Genomic DNA, 18457 nt, shown 5'->3' with positions numbered 1-18457 from the left:
CGTCGAAGGGCACCCATGAGCACGGCAGCACCCGCGACGAAGCGGGATCGCACCCACTACCTGTACATAGCCGTCATCGTGGCGGTGGGGCTCGGCATCGCGGTCGGCATCCTGTTCCCGGCCCTCGGCAAGGAACTGAAGCCGCTCGGGACCGGGTTCGTGAACCTGATCAAGATGATGATCTCGCCGATCATCTTCTGCACGATCGCGCTCGGCGTCGGCTCGGTGGCGAAGGCCGCGAAGGTCGGCCGCGTCGGCGGGCTCGCGATCGGCTACTTCCTGATCATGTCGACGGTCGCGCTGGTCATCGGCCTGGTCGTGGGCAACCTCCTGCAGCCCGGCACCGGCCTGCACCTGACGCCCGAGATCGCCGAAAAGGGACAGGACCAGATCGCCAAGAGCGAGGGCACCGTCGAGTTCCTGCTCGGGATCATCCCGAAGACGCTGGTCTCGGCGTTCACCGAGGGCGAGGTGCTGCAGACGCTGCTGGTCGCGCTGCTCGCCGGGTTCGCGCTGCAGAAACTGGGCACCAAGGGCGAGCCGATCCGCCGCGGCATCGAGCACATCCAGCGGCTCGTGTTCCGGATCCTGGCGATGATCATGTGGGCGGCCCCGGTCGGCGCGTTCGGCGCGATCGCCGCCGTCGTCGGCGATACCGGCTGGAAGGCGCTGCAGAGCCTCGCGGTGATCATGCTCGGCTTCTACCTCACCTGCGGTTTGTTCGTGTTCGTGGTGCTCGGGCTGATCATCGGCGTGTTCGCCAGGGTCAACATCTTCAAGCTGCTGAAATACCTCGGCCGCGAGTTCCTGCTGATCCTGTCGACGTCGTCGTCCGAATCGGCGCTGCCGCGGCTGATCGCGAAGATGGAGCACGCCGGCGTCTCCAAACCGGTCGTCGGCATCACCGTGCCGACCGGGTACTCGTTCAACCTCGACGGCACCGCGATCTACCTGACGATGGCGTCCATCTTCATCGCGGACGCGCTCGACAAACCGCTGACCATCGGCGAGCAGATCTCGTTGCTGGTGTTCATGATCATCGCGTCGAAGGGCGCGGCCGGGGTCACCGGCGCGGGGCTCGCGACGCTGGCGGGCGGGCTGTCGTCGCACCGGCCGGAGCTGGTCGACGGCGTCGGGTTCATCGTCGGCATCGACCGGTTCATGTCCGAGGCCCGCGCGCTGACGAACTTCGCGGGCAACGCCGTCGCGACCGTGCTGATCGGCACCTGGACCAACGAGATCGACCGGGAGCAGCTCGACCGTACGCTGAACGGCGAATCACCGTTCGACGAAGCGACCCTGCTCGACGAAAACGCCAGTGAGGTGACGGCGGAATCGGGTAAGAAGGAGACGTGATCGAATGCGCGGTCCGCTGGTCGGAGCCCCTGCCCGCTGAACCCCGGTTCCTGGCCCTGCTCGACGAGCTGGAACAGGGCCGGTACGCGAACTACCGCCAGGACATCGACAAACGCCGGTTCCTGACCGGCCGGGTGCTGGCGAAGACCGTCGCCGCCGAGCGGCTGGGCCTGGCCGTCGAGGCCGTGAGCTTCGACGCGACCTGCGAAGACTGCGGCAAACCGCACGGGCGGCCCAAGGTCCCCGGCGCACCTCTGATGCTGTCGATCTCGCATTCCGGGGACCTCATCGGCGTCGCGGCCACCGCGGGGACCCCGGTCGGCCTCGACGTCGAGACGGCCACCAGACGGGCCGAGGACTCGCTCATGGAGTACGCGCTGACCCCGGCCGAGCTGGCCGCGATCTCCGGGCTCTCCGACGAGCAGCGCGCGACGGCGTTCTTCACCTACTGGACGCGCAAGGAAGCGGTCATGAAGGCCACCGGGAAGGGCCTCAAGATCCCGCTGCAGAGCATCACGTTCTCCGGCTACGACGAGCAGGCGAGGCTGGTCCGGTCGACCCACGAGGCCCTCGACCCGGACCGGACCCGGCTCGCGGACCTGAAGGCGACCGAGGGCTACCGGGCCGCGGTCGCGCTGATCACCTCGGACGACATCACGGTCACCGAAGACTTCGCACCCCTCTGACCGCGCTGTTCGCCGCCTGAACACGCGTGTTCGCCCTCCAATCACGCGAGATCGCCCTCCAAGCACGCGTGTTCGCCCTCCAATCACGCGAGATCGCCCTCCAAGCACGCGTGTTCGCCCTCCAATCACGCGAGATCGCCACCCAAACACGCGAGATCGCCGCTTAGTAACACCGGCGCGTGAAGGCCCCCTTCCCTCGGCTCAGCCGAGGAAACTCGACCTTCGCACCTTCCAAGTACGTGAAGGCCCCCTTCGCTGCGCCTAGCGCAGTGAAGGCCCCCTTTACGTACCGAGCACCCCTCTGACCTCCCGCGTTTCGTCCTCTAAATGCGGTACTTGCGTGTGCAAGGACCGCATTCAGAGGACGAAACGCGTCAGATCTCGAGGCCCATCGCGGCCAGCAGGGTGCGGAACTTCGCCGAGGTCTCGTCGAGTTCGGTCCGCGGGTCGGAGGCGGGCACGATGCCGCCACCGGCGTACAGCCGCATCGAGGTGTCGGCGACCTCCGCGCACCGGATCCCGACGGCCCACTCGCCGTTCCCCGCCGCGTCGACCCAGCCGACGGCACCCGCGTAGTACGCGCGGTCGAACGGCTCCAGCTCCCGGACCAGCGAACGCGCGGCATCGGTCGGCGTGCCGCAGATCGCGGGCGTCGGATGCAACGCGGCGGCGAGGTCGAGCGCGGTGACGTCCTCGTCGATCAGCTCGCCGGTGACCGTCGTCGACAGATGCCAGATGGCCGGCGTCGAGACCAGCTCGGGCCCGCGGACGTCGAGCGTGCGGCAGAACGGCCGCAGGATCTCGACGACGGACTCCACCACCACGGCGTGCTCGACGTGGTCCTTTTCGGACGCCAGCAACGCCTCACCGTTCGCCTTGTCGATCGCCGGGTCCGCCGACCGGGGCATCGACCCGGCATGCGGCCGGGACACGACGGCGCCGCCGGTGCGGGAGAGCAGGAGTTCGGGGGTGGCGCCGACCAGCGTGCGCCCGCCGGGCAACTGCGCGGCGTACGTGGTGTGCCGGGGGTTCCCGTTCGCCAGGTTCCGGACGACTTCGGCGACCGGGACGGCCTCGTCGAAGTCGAGATCGAGAGCGCGGGCCAGGACGACTTTGCGCAGGTCACGGTCGCTCAACGCCGCGACGGCCGCGCGGACGGCGGCCAGATGGGCCTCCGGCTCGGGCACGGAAGTGACCTTGACCGGCCGCGGAAGCGAGGTGCGCGGCGGAACGGCCGCGTGGTCGGACGACGCGCGGTGGACCGCGCGCGGGAGCACCAGATGCCCCGGTGTCGACGTGGTGTCACTGGTGTCGAAGGGCAGCACGCCGACCGCGATCGAAGCACCCGAGTCGGTGAACAGCCCGGGGAGCGCCCCGGACAGCCGCGACGGCTCGGTGTCGGTCGCGGTGGCCACGGCCCCGCTCGCGAGGAGCGCGTGCCGTGCCGTGGCCAGGAGGAAGTCGCCCCGCTCGTAGCGGGCGGCCAGGTCTGCCGGGGTCGCCGGTGCGGTACTGGTCGTCACCCCACCAGCGTCCCAGGCTCCGGCTGAGACCAGGGGAAAGTGTTGCCCGGGCAACAGCCTCTCAGGCAACACCTTCCCCCGGACAGCCCGTGACCTGCGGAAGCGTTACTTCAGCGCCTCGAGAAGGGCCTCGCGCTGCCGCTCGCCCAGGCCGGCGGCACGCCGGTCCGGGTCGATGCCTGCCTGCTCCAGCAGGGCGGCGACCTTGACCGCGCCCAGGCCGGGCACGGCCTTCAGCAGCTGCGTGACCTTCGTCTTGCCGATGGTCTTGTTCTCCTTGGCCTGCTTGAGCACCTTGTCGATGCTCTCCTTGCCGGACTTGATCGACGCAAGCAGCTCGGAGCGCGCTTTGCGAGCCTCAGCCGCCTTGGCGAGGGCATCGGCGCGCTGCTCCGGAGTCAACGTGGGCAGAGCCAACGTAGTAGTCCTTTCATCTCAGGTCTCCGCTTTCGCGGCCGACGGCCTTTAACCATGCTTGCGAGAGCAAGCGCTGGCCAGCCGTCTCTGTACCACGGCTCCAGTAAACGCCACCCGTTCCTCGGCCGTGAAACCGACACGCACTTATTACCCCTCGACCACGCCACGGGCAACCCGCCCCAGCCTGCGGAAACACGCCGTTCGAGCGGCGATTCACCGTCGTTCATCACCCTTATGAGCGATGTCACCACTTCGCACAGTCAGCCATTTTTCGTTTCATGGTAAGAAAAATACGAATTATTGATGATCTTGGCCCGAACCGGCGAACACCCGTTAGCGCGACACTGTGACCGAACGGTTGCCTGCGATGTTACTGACCGGTTCACCCCTCCCGGATTAGAGTCGGCGCAACCCCAGTTCACCGGAGAACGAGCACCACGGGAGTACGCGATGTTGAGCACGATGCAGGACGGGCAGCTGTCACTGGGCAGGCTGCTCCGCCACGGCACCACGGTGCACTCCGAGAGCGAAGTCATCACCTGGACCGGTTCAGAAGCCCGCCGCGAGACCTACGGCGAACTCGGCAGGCACGCCGCGAAGCTCGCGAACGCCCTCCGGAGCCTCGGCATCACCGGCGACCAGCGCGTCGGCACCTTCATGTGGAACAACGCCGAGCACATGGCCGCGTACCTGGCCATCCCGGCGATGGGCGCGGTGCTGCACACGCTGAACATCCGGCTGTTCCCCGAGCAGCTCGTCTTCGTCGCCAACCACGCCGAAGACCAGGTCGTCATCGTCGACGGCACGCTCGTCCCGCTGCTGGCCAAGCAGCTGCCCGAGCTGAAGACCGTGCGTCACGTCATCGTGGCCAACGGCGACGCCTCCACCCTCCCGGCGCCCGACGGCGTCCAGGTGCACGCCTACGACGAACTGCTCGCCGGTCAGCCGGACACCTTCGACTGGCCCGAGGTGGACGAGCGGTCGGCCGCCGCGATGTGTTACACGTCGGGCACCACGGGTGACCCGAAGGGCGTCGCGTACTCCCATCGGTCGATCTGGCTGCACTCGATGCAGGTCACGATGTCCGACAGCATGCGGCTGGCCCAGCACGACAAGGCCCTCGCGATCGTCCCGATGTTCCACGCGATGGCGTGGGGCATGCCGTACGCGGCCTTGATGGTCGGCGCCTCGCTGCTCATGCCGGACCGCTTCCTCCAGCCGGCGCCGATCGCCCAGATGCTCGCCGCGGAGAAGCCGACCTTCGCCGGCGCCGTCCCGACCATCTGGCAGGGCCTGCTCTCCCACCTCGACGCGAACCCGCAGGACATCTCGCATCTGCGTGAGGTCGTCGTCGGCGGATCGGCGGCGCCGCCGTCGCTGATGCACGCCTTCGAAGACCGCTACAACGTGCCGATCCTGCACGCCTGGGGCATGACCGAGACGTCGCCGCTGGGCAGCGTCGCGCGTCCGCCCGCCTCCGCGACCGGCGAGAAGGCGTGGGACTACCGCTACACCCAGGGCCGCTTCCCGGCGTCCGTCAGCGCCAGGCTGATCGGCGACGACGGCGAGGAACTGCCGTGGGACAACGAAAGCGTCGGCGAGCTCGAAGTGCAGGGCCCGTGGATCGCGGCGTCGTACTACGGCGGCAAGACCGGTGACGAGCCCGACCCGGAGAAGTTCCACGACGGCTGGCTGCGCACCGGCGACGTCGGCAAGATCAGCCCCGACGGCTACCTGACGCTCACCGACCGCGCGAAGGACGTGATCAAGTCCGGCGGCGAATGGATCTCGTCGGTCGACCTGGAGAACCAGGTGATGGCGCATCCTGCGGTGGCCGAGGCGGCCGTGGTCGGCATCCCCGACGAGAAGTGGGACGAGCGCCCGCTGGTCGCCGTCGTGCTCAAGGAGGGCCAGAGCGTCACGGCCGAAGAGCTGCGCGATTTCCTGTCCGACAAGGTCGCCAAGTGGCAGCTTCCGGAGAATTGGACCTTTGTGGACGAAGTCCCGAAGACCAGTGTCGGCAAGTTCGACAAGAAGCGGCTGAGGGCGTTCCACTCCGAAGGCAAACTCGACGTCAGTCAGCTCTAACGGGTTAATCTCCCGCGCGCCTGCGCTTCAGTGAAGGCCATCTTGAGGGACTCTGGTCCCTGGAGATGGCCTTCACGGCGTTCGGCGAAGGGTTTTGTTGGTGCGCAAGACAAACAGGCGGGCGTTCCTGGCACTGGCGGGGACGACGGTGCTCTCCGCCTGCGGGTCCAACACCGTCCAAACAGGAAACCCGCCACCCTCGACGGCCTACTCCGCCGGGGTGACCAGGCCGAAACCGAAACCGGTGGATCTCACGCAGTGGTACCACCCGTATCCCGAGGCGGGCGTCCAAGAAGCCGTCACGCGCTACGCGGCGGCGTACCAGAAGTCCAAGGTCGCGGTGCAGTGGAATCCCGACGACTACGAAACGAAACTCGATGCCGCACTGCGGGCTGGCCCGGTTCCGGACGTCTTCGAAGGCCAGGTCACCGTCGAGCGCGTCCGGCAGAACCTCCTCGTCCCGCTCGACGACGTCATCGGGCCCGTGCGCGGGGACTTCAATCCTTCGGTGCTCGCGGCGCAGACCGTCGACGGCAAGACTTACGGCATCCCGCAAGCGCTGGACACGCAAGTCCTCTTCTACCGCAAGAGTTTCCTGCAGGAGGCCGGGGTCCAGCCGCCCCAGACGCTGGACGAACTCGTCGACGCCGCGAAGAAGCTGTCCAAGGACGGCGTCAAAGGCCTGTTCGCCGGCAACGACGCGGGCGCGGCGGCGCTCGCCGGGCCGCTGCTGTGGTCGGCCGGGCTCGACTACGTCAAGGACGGGAAATCCGCCGGCTTCGACGATCCGCGCACCGCCACGGCGTTCGCGAAACTCCACGAGCTCAACGGTTCGCTGCTGCTGGGCGCCGCGACGGACTGGCCGGATCCGCTCCCGTTCATCGACGGGATCACCGCGATGCAGTGGACCTGGCTGTGGAACCTGCCGAAGATCCAGGACACCTTGAAAGACGACTTCGGTGTCCTGGCCTTCCCGCGGCTCGACGCGGCGGGCGCGCCTTCCGTGCCGGTCAGCGGACTGAGCGCGATGGTGCACGCCAAGAGCCTGAACCCCAACGCAGCCAAGGATTTCGTCAAATGGCTGTGGCTTGAGCGTGTCGACTTCCAGCAGGAGTTCGCCACCAAGTTCGGTTTCCATCTGCCCGCGCGGCTGAGCGTGCTCGACAAGGTCACCGCGGCGGGCGACGCCGCGAAGCTGGTCAAGGAGAACGGGCGCGCCGCCGGTCCACTGTGGACACCGGCGGCGAACACCGCGCTCGTCGACGCACTGGGCCGGATCGCCCGCGACGGCGCCGACCCGGCCACCGAGACGAAGGCCGCCGTCGAGGCCGTCAAAGCCGAACTGGGTCGCCTTTCCGCCTGAACGACCGCACGTAAGCGACGATCAGCACGATCGACAGGATCACCGCGCCACCGTCGGTGACCAGCGAAGGCAGTACGCCCGGCCAGCCGTGTTCGGCGATCGCCGCCCGGTGCACTTCGAACGGCACGACGAACACGCCGAAGGCTTGGGCGACGTTGAACGCGAGCACCGGCCAGAACAGCCAACGCCACCCGAACCACACCAGCAGGCCCAAGGCGTTGCCGATGATGAAGACGTTCCCCACCAGCCGCAACGCGCTCAGGTACGCGGGCGCGTCGGTGGTGTCGGCCCCCTTGAGCCGCATACTCGCCTCGATCAGATCCAGATCGATGATCACGTAGTTCTGCAGCGTCGTCCCGAGCACGAAGACGATCGAGCAGAGCACCGTGACCAGGCGGATCTTCGGTGTCCAGAGCATCACTTCCCCCGATCTCTATCAGCGATAGAGATAAATCTATCACTGATAGAGTCCACCGGGTGGCACGCAAAGGCTCACTCGACCTCGCCAAGATCACCGAGGCGGCCGTCGAACTGCTCGACGACGCCGGCCTCGCGGAGCTGACGACCCGGCGACTGGCGGCGAAGCTCGGCGTCAGCTCACCGACGCTGTACTGGCATGTGAAGGACAAGGCGGAGCTGCTGGATCTCGTCGCCGAGGCGATCTGCGCCGGCGCCTTCGAGATCGATGGATCGCTGCCGTGGCGCGATCAGCTCGCGAGCGGGCTCCGCCAGTTCCGCGCCATGCTGCTGCGTCACCGGGATTCGGCGGCGCTGCTGCGCGAGCGGCCGCCGACCGGTCCGCACCGGCTGGGCCATATCGAGACGACCGCGCGGATCCTGCTGGAGGCGGGTTTCTCTGAAGAGGACACCGCCGGGATTTCGCGCCTGCTCACGGCGCACGTACTCGCGTCGGTCGAGACGCTCCCCGCGCGGAAGCCGGACGAAGGGTTCCTCGCGCGACTTGAGGCCTATCCGCATGTGGGCAGGCTAGGGCCGGCGTTCGCGCGGCAGAGCGACGAAGAGCTGTTCGAGCTGGGTGTCGAGGTGATCCTCGACGGGCTCGCGGCGCGACTCTAGGTGGTCATGTCCGTGAAGGCGCGGCGTGAGCGAATGCGTGACTCGCGTGATCAGGGACGTAACTCGCGTGACTGGATGCCGTACTCGGGGTGTTCCGCCCCTGATCACGCGAGTTCCGCCTTCGATCACGTGAGTGCGGCGCCGCGTCACCCTGGCTGTCGTGAGTAGCCTCTCCAAGACAACGACCGTGTGGATTTTGGGGCGTTAGATGACCCGAAATCCACACAGTCCCGCGCGACCGGCCCGGTCGCGACAGACGCGCCCTCGGCTCTAGTCGCCGGACACACCCCAGATCGCCAACTCGACGGCGACGTCGTTCTCGTACAGCAACGCGCAGTTCGCGCTCCACCGAGGCCGCCGCTCGTACGGCAGCCGTCCGGCCTTGTCGAGCTCGTCGAAGTCCGCCACGGACGGCTCCTCCGTCCCGAACGCGGCGACAAGCTCGGCGTCGGTCAGGGGCCGGATCGTGCCGAAGTCGTCCTCACCCGTGGCGCTGATGAACTCGTGGACGTCGAGTACGGAATGGGTCCCGGACTCCTGGACGCTTTCCACCTCGTACAGCTCGTCGATCGAGTCCGGGCGGCCGAGTTCGTCCTCTTCCCAGAGGTAGTCGCCCTCCTCGAAGACGCGTGCCTTCATCGCGTCCAGCGCCGCTTCCGGGTCGCCGTCGAACCGGCCGCGGACGGACCAAGCCGAAGCACCCACCGGGCCACCTCCTCGCTCGTCGAGCGGCCAGCGTAACCAGCCCGCTTGGCTACTTGCGTATTCGGCCGAACGTGACAAATTTTCGCATTACCCTTTTCTGGCGTTCACCCCACGGCTAACGTCTTCCGGCATCGTCCTTCCGCGACACCCACCCGCGACGACTGGGGGCACCGCCATGTCCGTCATCTCCAGGCGCACCTTCACCGCGGCGGGCGCCGCCGGCGTCGGCCTGCTGCTGTGCACACCGACCGCCAACGCGCTCGACCGCGCGCTGGCGCGCACCGCGTCCCGCGCGGTCCGCACCGCGGGCACCACACTGGAAGCCGCGGCGGCCCCGCGGGCCGGCGGTCCCGGCTACACGCGGCTGACCGCGGGCCCCGGCTGGCCACTCGTGGTCCGCGGCGACCTCGCCGCGCCGAAATCCGGCCGCGACGACCGGCGCCGCGCGATGGCGTCCTTCGCGCAGTTCACCGACCTGCACTTCACCGACGCCGAAAGCCCCGCGCGGTTCGAGTACCTGCACCCGTTCGTCGGTTCGGCGCACCGGCCGCAGGAGACCCTCGGCCCGGTCGCCACGACGGCGCTGGTGGAGCGGGTGAACAGCCTGAAGACCGGCCCGTTCACCGGGCGGGCGATCGACTTCATGGTCACCACCGGCGACAACACCGACAACCACGAGCTGATCGAGCTCGAATGGTTCCTCAAGGTGCTCAACGGCGGCACGGTGAACCCGACCTCGGGCGATCCGAACGTGCACGAAGGCGTCCAGACGTCCGGGTCTTCGCACTACTGGAACCCGGGCAAGACGCTGGACGACGCGTACACGAAGAAGGGCTTCCCGCAGCTGCCCGGCCTGCTCGGCGCGGCGTCGAACACCTTCACCTCGCCCGGTCTCGACGTCCCGTGGTTCTGCACCTTCGGCAACCACGACGACAGCATCGTCGGCACGGTGCCGGATCTGCCGGGGATGGACGCCTGGTACACCGGCCGTTTCAAGGTGATCGGCAAGGACGAGACGACGTCGCGGAAGCTCGCCAAGGCGATCGGGTCCGGCTCGGGCGTGCCGATCACGGAGCTGTTCGGCGGCTCCGGCACGATCCGCGAAATCACCCCGGACGAGCGACGGCGGCCGTTCAGCACCGCGGAGTTCGTCCAGCACCACCTCGACTCCGCCAACACCGGTCCCGGCCCGGTGGGCCACGGGTTCAGCGGGAACAACGCCGACGGGCGGAACGTGTACTACACCTTCCGCATCGCGCCGGGGATCACCGGCATCAGCCTCGACACCACGACGATGGCCGGGCTGGCCGACGGATCGATCGGGCTCGGGCAGTTCACCTGGGTGGAGAACACGCTCAAGCGCAACAGCTCGACGTACTACGACTTCTTCGGGCGCAAGGTCACGCAGAACGTGACGGACGAGCTGTTCATCCTGTTCAGCCACCACACCAGCGACACCATGGGCAACGTGCTGCCGGACGCGCGGCATCCGCTGGAGCTGCGGCTCAACGGCGACACGTTCGTCTCGCTGCTGCACCGGTTCCCGAACGTGCTGGCGTGGGTCAACGGGCACACGCACCGCAACAAGATCACCCCGCACGCCGGCAAGACCGCGAAGCAGGGCTTCTGGGAGATCAACACCGCCTCGCATATCGACTTCCCGCAGCACGCGCGGATCATCGAGGTCGCCGACAACGCCGACGGCACGTTGTCGCTGTTCACGACGCTGATCGAGGCGGAAGCACCGTACGAGGCGTCGTACTCGGACACCTCGACGCAAGCGCTTGCGTCGCTGTACCGGGAGTTCTCGTACAACGACATCCACGCCTCACTGGGCGCGGTCGGCACCGCTCAAGACCAGAACACCGAACTCCTGCTGCCGCACCCGCTCGCCTGATTCCCGCGCGTTTCGTCCTCTGAATGCGGTAGTTGCACGCGCAAGGATCGCATTCAGAGGACGAAACGCTCTGCACGCTCGGCGGGGTGCTGCACGGCGGCACGCTGATGGCGCTCGCCGACGCCACGGGCGCGGTCTGCGCGTTCCTCAACCTGCCCGAGGGCGCACAGGGCACGACCACCGTCGAGTCGAAGACGAACTTCCTGCGCGCGGTCCGGTCCGGCCACGCCACGGCCACCGCGAAGCCGCTGCACGCGGGCCGCAAGCTCATCGTGGTGGAAACCGAAATCCACGACGACGAGGGCAGGCTGGTCGCGAAAGTGACACAGACCCAGGCCGTCTTGTAGGCAACTGTTTACATACCTCGCGCGACCGGCGAAAATCCCTTCCCTACTGGGTGGAATCGAGGGATGGAGCCGGGATGCGCATACGAGGGCTGGTCACGCTGCTGACGATCGCGACGATGACCGCGGTGACGGCACAGACGGCGGAAGCGGGGCCTCCTCGTCCGGACGACGAGTCGATCGACTACCACGAATGGTCCGGTCACGCCGGATTCCGCGACGGCAGGCTCGAAGGGCTCGGCCTCGACCACGGCGCCCTGCGCATCGACCGCCCGATCGGCACGATCGAGCACACCGAACCCGTGCTCGGCACCACGAAGACCTACGAATACGGCCAATGGACGTCGCGGAGCCACACGCAGGGCTTCGACGCCTCCCAGCTGGTCGCTTCGTGGAACGCGAAGACGCCGGCCAAGACCTGGATCAAGGTGGAGGCGAAGGGCCGCACCGCGTCGGGCGCCGAGACCTCCTGGTACGTCATGGGCCGCTGGGCCAGCGGGGACGCCGACATCAAACGCACCAGCGTCGACGGCCAGAGCGACGCCAACGCCGCGGTCGACGTCGACACGCTGGTCATGAAGGCGGGTGTCGCGCTCCGCTCGTACCAGCTGCGGGTCAGCCTGTACCGCGAGGCCGGTTCCCGCGCCACGCCGTCGGTGACGTCGGTCGGCGCGATGACGTCGCTGGTCCCGGACCGCTTCGAGGTCCAGGCGACCAAGCCGGGCCGCGCCACCGGGATCGAACTCAAGGTGCCCGCCTACGCGCAGAACCTCCACAAAGGACAGTTCCCGGAATACGGCGGCGGCGGCGAGAACTGGTGCAGCCCGACGTCCACCGAAATGGTCGCCGAGTACTGGGGCAAACGGCCCAAGCCCGAAGACATGAAGTGGATCCCGGAGGGTTACGTCGATCCGACCGTCGCGTACGCCGCCCGCTACACGTTCGACTACGCCTACGACGGAACCGGCAACTGGCCGTTCAACACCGCGTACGCCGCATCACTCGGACTGCGTGGGCACATCACCCGTTTGCACTCCTTGAACGAACTCGAGAAGTACATCGCGCGCGGCATCCCGGTGATCACGTCGCAGTCGTTCAAGGCCGAGGAACTCGACGGCGCGGGCTACGGCACCGCCGGGCACATCATGGTCGTCGTCGGCTTCACCAAGGACGGGGACGTGATCGCGAACGACCCGGCCGCGAGCAGCAACGACCGGGTCCGGAACGTCTACAAACGACACCAGTTCGAAACCATCTGGCAGCGCACCAAGCGGTACAACACGAATGGCGGCGTTTCCGGTGGTCCCGGCGGCATCGCTTACATCATCACGCCTGGGCACTGAATCAATTCCCCACCCGAGCGGATGTCGCGATCCGGGCCTTTCGCATGGCAGGCTACAGAGTCGACTACTCGGAGGTGGGTATGCCGTACGAGGTCCAGGGCGCCGTTTCCCGCGCCAAGGGTGAACCGGTCTCGCTGGAGCCCGTGACGGTGCCCGATCCCGGGCCCGGCGAGGCCGTCGTCTCGGTCAAGGCGTGCGGCGTCTGCCATACCGACCTGCACTACCGCGAGGGCGGGATCAACGACGAGTTCCCGTTCCTGCTCGGCCACGAGGCCGCCGGGTTCGTGGAGGCCGTCGGCGACGGCGTGACGGATCTCGAACCCGGCGACTACGTGATCCTGAACTGGCGCGCGGTCTGCGGCACCTGCCGTGCCTGCCGCCGGGGCAGGCCCTGGTACTGCTTCTCCACGTTCAACGCCGCCCAGCCGATGACACTGGCCGACGGCACCGCCCTGTCGCCCGCGCTCGGCGTCGGGGCGTTCCTCGAAAAGACGCTCGTCCACAGTGGACAGTGCACGAAGGTCGACCCCGCCGCCGAGCCAGCCGTAGCCGGGCTGCTCGGCTGCGGGGTGATGGCCGGTCTCGGCGCGGCGTTGAACACCGGCGCGGTGAGCCGCGGCGATTCCGTCGCGGTCATCGGCTGCGGCGGTGTCGGTGACGCCGCGATCGCGGGGGCGGACCTGGCGGGCGCGAAGACCATCGTCGCCGTCGACACCGACGACCGGAAACTGGCGTGGGCCAAGGACTTCGGCGCCACGCACACGCTGAACAGCAAGGGACTGAGCGAAGACCAGGTCGTCGAGGCGATCCGGGAGTTCACCGATTCGTTCGGCGCGGACGTCGTGATCGACGCGGTCGGCAGGCCCGAAACGTGGCGGCAGGCGTTCTACGGGCGCGATCTGGCGGGCACGGTGGTGCTCGTCGGCGTCCCGACCCCGGACATGCGGCTGGATCTGCCACTGATCGACTTCTTCTCGCGCGGCGGCTCGCTCAAATCGTCGTGGTACGGCGATTGCCTGCCTTCACGCGATTTCCCGATGCTGATCGACCTCTACCTCCAGGGCAGGCTCCCGCTCGACAAGTTCGTCACCGAGCGGATCGCCCTCGACGGCGTCGAGCAGGCCTTCGGGCGCATGCACGACGGAGACGTCCTCCGCAGCGTGGTGACGTGGTGAAACTCTTCACCGACGCCGATTTCCCGGCCGATCCGTATCCGGGAGCGCGGCCGGGGCATTCGTTCGTCCACTTCGACGGTGCCGGGCACAGTCTCGACACCGCGCCGGAGGGCTGGCGCGAACGTCAGGCCGTGCTCGCCTACGGCTCCAACGCGTGCCCGTCCAAGATCACCTGGCTGCGGGAGAACATGGGCCTGGAGGGCCCGGTCGTCGTCTGCCACGCGCGCTGCACCGACCTCGCCGCGGTCTGGGCGTCCGGGCTGCGGTTCCGTGACGGGCAGCGCCCCGCGACGCTGGCCGCCGCGCCGGGCGTCGTCGAGGAGCACGCCGTGTGGTTCGCGACGCCCGAACAGCTGGCCGTGCTCGACAAATGCGAGGGCAACGGCATGCGCTACAACCTGGTGCGGCTGACCGCCCCGGCCATCACGCTCGACGACGGAACCGTGCTCGACGACGTGGTGGCGTACGTCGGCGCCGCGGACATCCGCCTGCCGATCCTGGTGGACGGCAGGCATATCCGCGTCGCCGACCTCGAACAGCGCCGGGCCGCCGCGCTGGACGGGATCCCCGCCGAAACACACGGTCTGGACTGCACGCTGGTCGAGGCCGGGACGCTGATCAGACCAGCTTCCCTGGATTGAGGATCCCGCTCGGATCGACGGCCTTCTTCGCCGCTCGCAACACTTCGACGCCGATCTCGCCGATCTCCGCCGCCAGATGACGCGCGTGGTCGACGCCGACGGCGTGGTGATGCGAGATCGTGCCGATGCCGGTGATCGCCTCCGACGCGGCCGCCTTCGCCCGCTGCCATTGGGCGATCGGGTCGGCCTCGTCGCGTGGCGTGAGCACGGTGAAGTACAGCGACGCGCCCGTTTCGTAGGCGTGCGAAACGTGGCACATGATGATGGCGTTGCCGAGGGTCGCGGTGAGCGCGGCGCGGACGGCGTCCCGCAGGTCGCTCAGTTCCGCCCAGTACGCGGCGGTTTCCAGGGTTTCGACGCAGACACCGTTGTCCATCAAGGCGTCCCGCTGCCGAGGGCCGGAGAACCGGCCGCGTCGCCAGGATTCGCCGAGCGCGGCCCCGATCCGGACGGCGCCGAACTCCTTCAGCACGCCGACGGTCTCCTGCCGTCGCCGGGCGACCTCGCGTTTCGACGCGCCTTCCCAGCCGACGATCAGCAGGCACGGCGCGTGCACTCCCCGTGCCTTGAGATACCGGCGCAGCGCCTTGGTCTTCACACTGTCGTTGAGCGCGAGCGAAACCTCGCTCTCGTCCACATCGGACAGTCGCGTGACGTCCGCGAGCACGTGTCGCTGGGCGAGTTCGCGGACCGCGTCGGTGCCCTTCTCCCAGCCGTCGAGGACGAAACCCTCGTAGCGGCGGACTTCCGGCACCGGACGGACGCGGAGGGCGACCTCGGTGATCACGCCGAGCGCGCCTTCGCTGCCGACGGCGAGCTGCCGCAGGTCCGGTCCGGCGGCCGAAGCCGGCGCGACGCCGAGTTTCCATTCCCCGCGCGGGGTCGCGAGCCGGACGCCCTTGACCATGTCCTCGAACCGGCCGTAGCCCGACGAGGCCTGTCCGGCGGACCGGGTCGCGGCGAATCCGCCGATGGTGGCGCGTTCGTAGGACTGCGGCACGTGCCCGAGGGTGAAACCGTGCGCGGCGAGCAGCCGGTCGGCCTCCGGGCCGGTGACCCCCGCCTGCAGGACCGCGATCCGGGAAACGGGATCGACCGAGACCAGTTCGTCGAGCCGCGTGAGGTCGAGCGCGATCACCGAGGCCTTGTCACCGCGCAGTGCGGCGACCCCGCCGACCACCGACGTCCCGCCGCCGAACGGGACGACGCCGACGTCGTGCCGTGCGCAGATTTCCAGTACCGACTGGACTTCGGCGGGATTCTCCGGCAGGACGACAGCGTCCGGCACCGGAAAATCACCGAACCCCCGGCGCCGTATCAAGTCCAGATAGGACAGACCACTGGCCCGCGCGAGCCGTTCCCCCGGTGCCGTCAGGACGTGCTCGGCGCCGACGAGTTCTTCGAGGTCTCGCTTGGGCAGCCCGTCCAGCACCGGTTCGGGAACGGACAGCGCCGAATCGGGCGCGAAGGGCGCCGCGGAGCCCAACGGCCCGATACGCTGGACGAGCCACCTCAGGGCCTTGGCCGGAAGGTGGGCGGCGTCACCGGCCTCGGGCGTCCAGGATCGTCTTAACCGGTGGTCAATAAGCTCGGTCACGACTACAGTGTTACATATGGACGTAAAACGTCACTCACCTGCGGAAACAGGCGTTTCGGCGCTGGCGGACACCCGATCCCGCCAGGCCTCGACACGTGTGTCCGACGACGTTCTGCTCGACGCCGCGAAGAAGTGCGTGCTCGCCGTCGGCGTGCGGCGGACCACCCTCGCCGAGATCGCCCGGACCGCCAAGGTCAGCCGGATGACCGTCTACCGCCGGTTCCCGGATGTGCGCAGTGTGCTCGCGACCCTCATGACCCGCGAGTTCGGCGGCCTGCTGCAGGGCGCCGCGGAGCCCGAAGTCGAGCCCGCCCACTTCCGCGAGAAGCTCGTCCAGAGCTCTTCGGCCGCCGTCGCCGCGCTGTCTGGCGACCCGCTGTTCCGCACCCTGCTGGACCTCGATTCGGAACTGGTCCTGCCCTACATCGTCGAGCGGTTCGGGAAGACCCAGCGCTTCGCCGAAGGTGTGATCCTGCACCTGCTGAAGTCGGGCCACGAGGACGGCTCGATCCGCAAGGGTGATCTGGCCGCGCAGGCTCGCACCTTGCTGCTGCTCATCCAGTCCTTCGCGTTCTCGTACCGTCCCGCCATCGCGGACGTGGACGAGAAGGCGCTGATGACGGAGTTCGCCCACGTGCTCGACGCGGCGCTGCGCCCGTGACGCCGGGCTCGCTCAACGCTCTGCGGCGCGACCGGGAACTCACGGCGCTGGCCGGCGGCGAGCGGGTCGACCTGGTGGTGGTCGGCGGCGGTGTCACCGGCACCGGGATCGCGCTGGACGCGGCCGCGCGCGGGCTTTCGGTCGCCCTGATCGAGGCGTACGACCTGGCGTACGGGACGTCGCGCTGGTCGAGCAAGCTCGTCCACGGCGGGCTCCGGTATCTCGCCAAGGGCGATCTGGCGCTGGCACACGAAAGCGCCGTCGAACGCGGCATCCTGATGACCCGCACCGCCCCGCATCTCACCAGGGCCATCCCGCAGCTGTTCCCCATGTACCGCAAGACCTCTCGCGGTCAGCAGGCCTTCATCATGACCGGCCTCGTCGCGGGCGACGGCCTTCGCCGCGCGGCCGGGACCCCGGCGTCGGTACTCCCCCGGCCGAGGTCGATCCCGGCCGCGGAGGCGCTGGCGCTCGCGCCCGGCCTGTCCCCACAAGGACTGCGCGGGGCGCTGCTGGCCTACGACGGCGCGCTGACCGACGACGCGCGCCTGGTGGTGAGCCTCGCCCGCACGGCCGCGGCACGCGGCGCGAAGATCCTGACGAGGGTCGAGGCGCTCCGGCTCGACGCGGAATCGGTGCTGGCGCGGGACAGGCTCACCGGGCAGGAGATCGAGATCCACGCCCGGCAGGTGATCAACGCGACGGGTGTCTGGGCGGGCGAACTGGCGGAGTCGGTCCGGCTGCGGCCGTCTCGCGGCTCGCACCTCATCCTGGCCTCGGGGGCGGCGCGGATCGGCGCGACGTCGGTCAACGTGCCCGTCCCCGGCGAGAACAACCGCTTCGTCTTCCTGCTGCCGCAACCGGACGGACGGGTGTTCGTCGGGGTCACCGACGAACCGATCGACGGGCCGGTGCCGCGGGTGCCGACCGTGCCGGAGTCCGATGTGGACTTCCTGCTCGAAGTGGCCTCGACGGCATTCACCCGCCCGTTGACCCGCGCCGACGTGGCGGGCTCGTTCGCCGGTCTGCGACCGCTGGTCGAAGGCAGTGGCGGGCGCAGCGCGGATCTCTCCCGCAAGCACGCGGTGGTGACCGGAGCCGACGGCGTGCTCACCGTCGTCGGCGGGAAGTTGACGACGTACCGGAAGATGGCCGAAGACGCCGTCGATGCCGCGCTGAAGCGGTCCGGGCTCCTCGCCGGACCGTCGACGACGTCCCGGCTCCCGTTGCTCGGCGCGACACCGCGCGACCGTCTGTCCACTGTGGACGCGCCGCCTCGGCTCGTCGCGAAGTACGGCACCGAGGCGCCGCGGGTCGCAGCTCTCGGCGAGGTCGACCCGGAACTGGGGCTCCCCCTGTTCGACGGGACCGACATCAGCGCGGCGGAGGTCGTCTGGGCCGTGCGGCACGAGGGCGCCCTCGACGTCGAGGACGTCCTGGAACGCCGCACCCGGCTCGGCCTGGTCGCCCCCGACGCCACCGCCGCCCGCGCCCGCGTCCAGGAACTTGTCGACAAATCACTCGCCGGCCTCGCCTGACCCCTCACCGCATTTAGTCCTCTAAATGCGGTGAGTCATGCCCTCA

The 18457-nt window shown here is 68.6% G+C and carries 17 protein-coding genes; 12 read left to right on the top strand and 5 right to left on the bottom strand.

The features are described from left to right. Window positions 1-15: 15 nt before the first annotated feature. Window positions 16-1356 (top strand): cation:dicarboxylate symporter family transporter, encoded by a 1341-nt coding sequence (locus DMC64_RS11070; RefSeq protein ID WP_125733407.1) that lies wholly within the window; start codon window positions 16-18, stop codon window positions 1354-1356. After that, window positions 1353-2042: a 4'-phosphopantetheinyl transferase superfamily protein gene (locus tag DMC64_RS11065; protein WP_125733406.1), complete on the top strand. Its 690-nt coding sequence runs from the start codon at window positions 1353-1355 to the stop codon at window positions 2040-2042. The genes DMC64_RS11070 and DMC64_RS11065 overlap by 4 nt, the downstream gene beginning before the upstream one ends. A 374-nt stretch (window positions 2043-2416) precedes the next feature. On the opposite strand, the gene DMC64_RS11055 is transcribed toward DMC64_RS11065, so the two are convergent. Both DMC64_RS11055 and mihF read right to left on the bottom strand, forming a co-directional pair. After that, window positions 2417-3565, bottom strand: coding sequence for an isochorismate synthase (locus tag DMC64_RS11055; RefSeq protein ID WP_125733404.1), 1149 nt, complete (start codon window positions 3563-3565; stop codon window positions 2417-2419). Window positions 3566-3670: 105 nt separating this feature from the next. Next, a complete protein-coding gene (gene mihF / locus DMC64_RS11050; protein ID WP_005155963.1) occupies window positions 3671-3982 on the bottom strand; it encodes an integration host factor, actinobacterial type in 312 nt (103 codons plus the stop codon). A 450-nt stretch (window positions 3983-4432) separates the two neighbouring features. On the opposite strand from mihF, the gene DMC64_RS11045 reads away from it, so the two are divergent. Together DMC64_RS11045 and DMC64_RS11040 are read left to right on the top strand one after the other, a co-directional pair. Continuing rightward, window positions 4433-6070, top strand: coding sequence for a long-chain fatty acid--CoA ligase (locus DMC64_RS11045; protein ID WP_125733403.1), 1638 nt, complete (start codon window positions 4433-4435; stop codon window positions 6068-6070). Between the two features lie 100 nt (window positions 6071-6170). Continuing rightward, on the top strand, window positions 6171-7433 hold the full coding sequence (locus DMC64_RS11040) for an ABC transporter substrate-binding protein (protein WP_125733402.1): 1263 nt from the start codon (window positions 6171-6173) through the stop codon (window positions 7431-7433). On the opposite strand, the gene DMC64_RS11035 is transcribed toward DMC64_RS11040, so the two are convergent. Continuing rightward, window positions 7402-7851: a hypothetical protein gene (locus DMC64_RS11035; protein WP_125733401.1), complete on the bottom strand. Its 450-nt coding sequence runs from the start codon at window positions 7849-7851 to the stop codon at window positions 7402-7404. The two genes, DMC64_RS11040 and DMC64_RS11035, sit on opposite strands and share 32 nt — an antisense overlap. A 59-nt stretch (window positions 7852-7910) precedes the next feature. On the opposite strand from DMC64_RS11035, the gene DMC64_RS11030 reads away from it, so the two are divergent. Continuing rightward, window positions 7911-8510 (top strand): TetR/AcrR family transcriptional regulator C-terminal domain-containing protein, encoded by a 600-nt coding sequence (locus DMC64_RS11030; protein ID WP_125733400.1) that lies wholly within the window; start codon window positions 7911-7913, stop codon window positions 8508-8510. Window positions 8511-8780: 270 nt separating this feature from the next. Here the strand turns inward: DMC64_RS11030 and DMC64_RS11025 are convergent, their stop codons facing one another. Beyond that, entirely contained in the window at window positions 8781-9215 is a 435-nt protein-coding gene (locus DMC64_RS11025; RefSeq protein WP_016337460.1) for a hypothetical protein, read from the bottom strand. 175 nt (window positions 9216-9390) lie between these two features. Here DMC64_RS11025 and DMC64_RS11020 point away from each other — a divergent pair, with 175 nt between their 5' ends. The 5 genes from DMC64_RS11020 to DMC64_RS11000 all read left to right on the top strand — a co-directional run bounded on the left by DMC64_RS11020 (window position 9391) and on the right by DMC64_RS11000 (window position 14615). Beyond that, on the top strand, window positions 9391-11112 hold the full coding sequence (locus DMC64_RS11020; RefSeq protein ID WP_125733399.1) for a TIGR03767 family metallophosphoesterase: 1722 nt from the start codon (window positions 9391-9393) through the stop codon (window positions 11110-11112). A 32-nt stretch (window positions 11113-11144) separates the two neighbouring features. After that, complete coding sequence (locus DMC64_RS11015; protein WP_125733398.1) at window positions 11145-11459, top strand: PaaI family thioesterase; 315 nt, start codon at window positions 11145-11147, stop codon at window positions 11457-11459. Between the two features lie 74 nt (window positions 11460-11533). Next, entirely contained in the window at window positions 11534-12799 is a 1266-nt protein-coding gene (locus DMC64_RS11010) for a C39 family peptidase (RefSeq protein ID WP_199754950.1), read from the top strand. An 80-nt stretch (window positions 12800-12879) separates the two neighbouring features. After that, complete coding sequence (locus DMC64_RS11005; protein ID WP_125733692.1) at window positions 12880-13974, top strand: S-(hydroxymethyl)mycothiol dehydrogenase; 1095 nt, start codon at window positions 12880-12882, stop codon at window positions 13972-13974. Then, a complete protein-coding gene (locus tag DMC64_RS11000; RefSeq protein ID WP_125733397.1) occupies window positions 13968-14615 on the top strand; it encodes a gamma-glutamylcyclotransferase family protein in 648 nt (215 codons plus the stop codon). Before DMC64_RS11005 ends, DMC64_RS11000 begins: the two co-directional genes overlap by 7 nt. Here the strand turns inward: DMC64_RS11000 and DMC64_RS10995 are convergent. Then, window positions 14593-16212 (bottom strand): FAD-binding oxidoreductase, encoded by a 1620-nt coding sequence (locus DMC64_RS10995; RefSeq protein ID WP_199754949.1) that lies wholly within the window; start codon window positions 16210-16212, stop codon window positions 14593-14595. The genes DMC64_RS11000 and DMC64_RS10995 overlap by 23 nt on opposite strands. Before the next feature lie 97 nt (window positions 16213-16309). On the opposite strand from DMC64_RS10995, the gene DMC64_RS10990 reads away from it, so the two are divergent. After that, entirely contained in the window at window positions 16310-16873 is a 564-nt protein-coding gene (locus DMC64_RS10990; protein ID WP_037347972.1) for a TetR/AcrR family transcriptional regulator, read from the top strand. After that, window positions 16870-18411: a glycerol-3-phosphate dehydrogenase/oxidase gene (locus DMC64_RS10985; RefSeq protein ID WP_125733396.1), complete on the top strand. Its 1542-nt coding sequence runs from the start codon at window positions 16870-16872 to the stop codon at window positions 18409-18411. Before DMC64_RS10990 ends, DMC64_RS10985 begins: the two co-directional genes overlap by 4 nt. The last annotated feature ends 46 nt before the right edge of the window (window positions 18412-18457 follow it).

The organism is Amycolatopsis sp. WAC 04197 (assembly GCF_003947475.1).
Classification (GTDB): domain Bacteria; phylum Actinomycetota; class Actinomycetes; order Mycobacteriales; family Pseudonocardiaceae; genus Amycolatopsis; species Amycolatopsis japonica.
The sequence above is the reverse complement of the archived record's forward strand: the minus strand, read 5'-3'. Positions and strand labels throughout refer to the sequence as shown.

Bases quoted from the DNA above. Each gene is read 5' to 3' on its own strand.
- DMC64_RS11045 (WP_125733403.1), top strand. From the start codon at position 4,433: ATGTTGAGCACGATGCAGGACGGGCAGCTGTCACTGGGCAGGCTGCTC.
- DMC64_RS11070 (WP_125733407.1), top strand. From the start codon at position 16: ATGAGCACGGCAGCACCCGCGACGAAGCGGGATCGCACCCACTACCTG.
- DMC64_RS11005 (WP_125733692.1), top strand. From the start codon at position 12,880: ATGCCGTACGAGGTCCAGGGCGCCGTTTCCCGCGCCAAGGGTGAACCG.
- DMC64_RS11035 (WP_125733401.1), bottom strand. From the start codon at position 7,851: ATGCTCTGGACACCGAAGATCCGCCTGGTCACGGTGCTCTGCTCGATC.
- DMC64_RS11020 (WP_125733399.1), top strand. From the start codon at position 9,391: ATGTCCGTCATCTCCAGGCGCACCTTCACCGCGGCGGGCGCCGCCGGC.
- DMC64_RS11010 (WP_199754950.1), top strand. From the start codon at position 11,534: ATGCGCATACGAGGGCTGGTCACGCTGCTGACGATCGCGACGATGACC.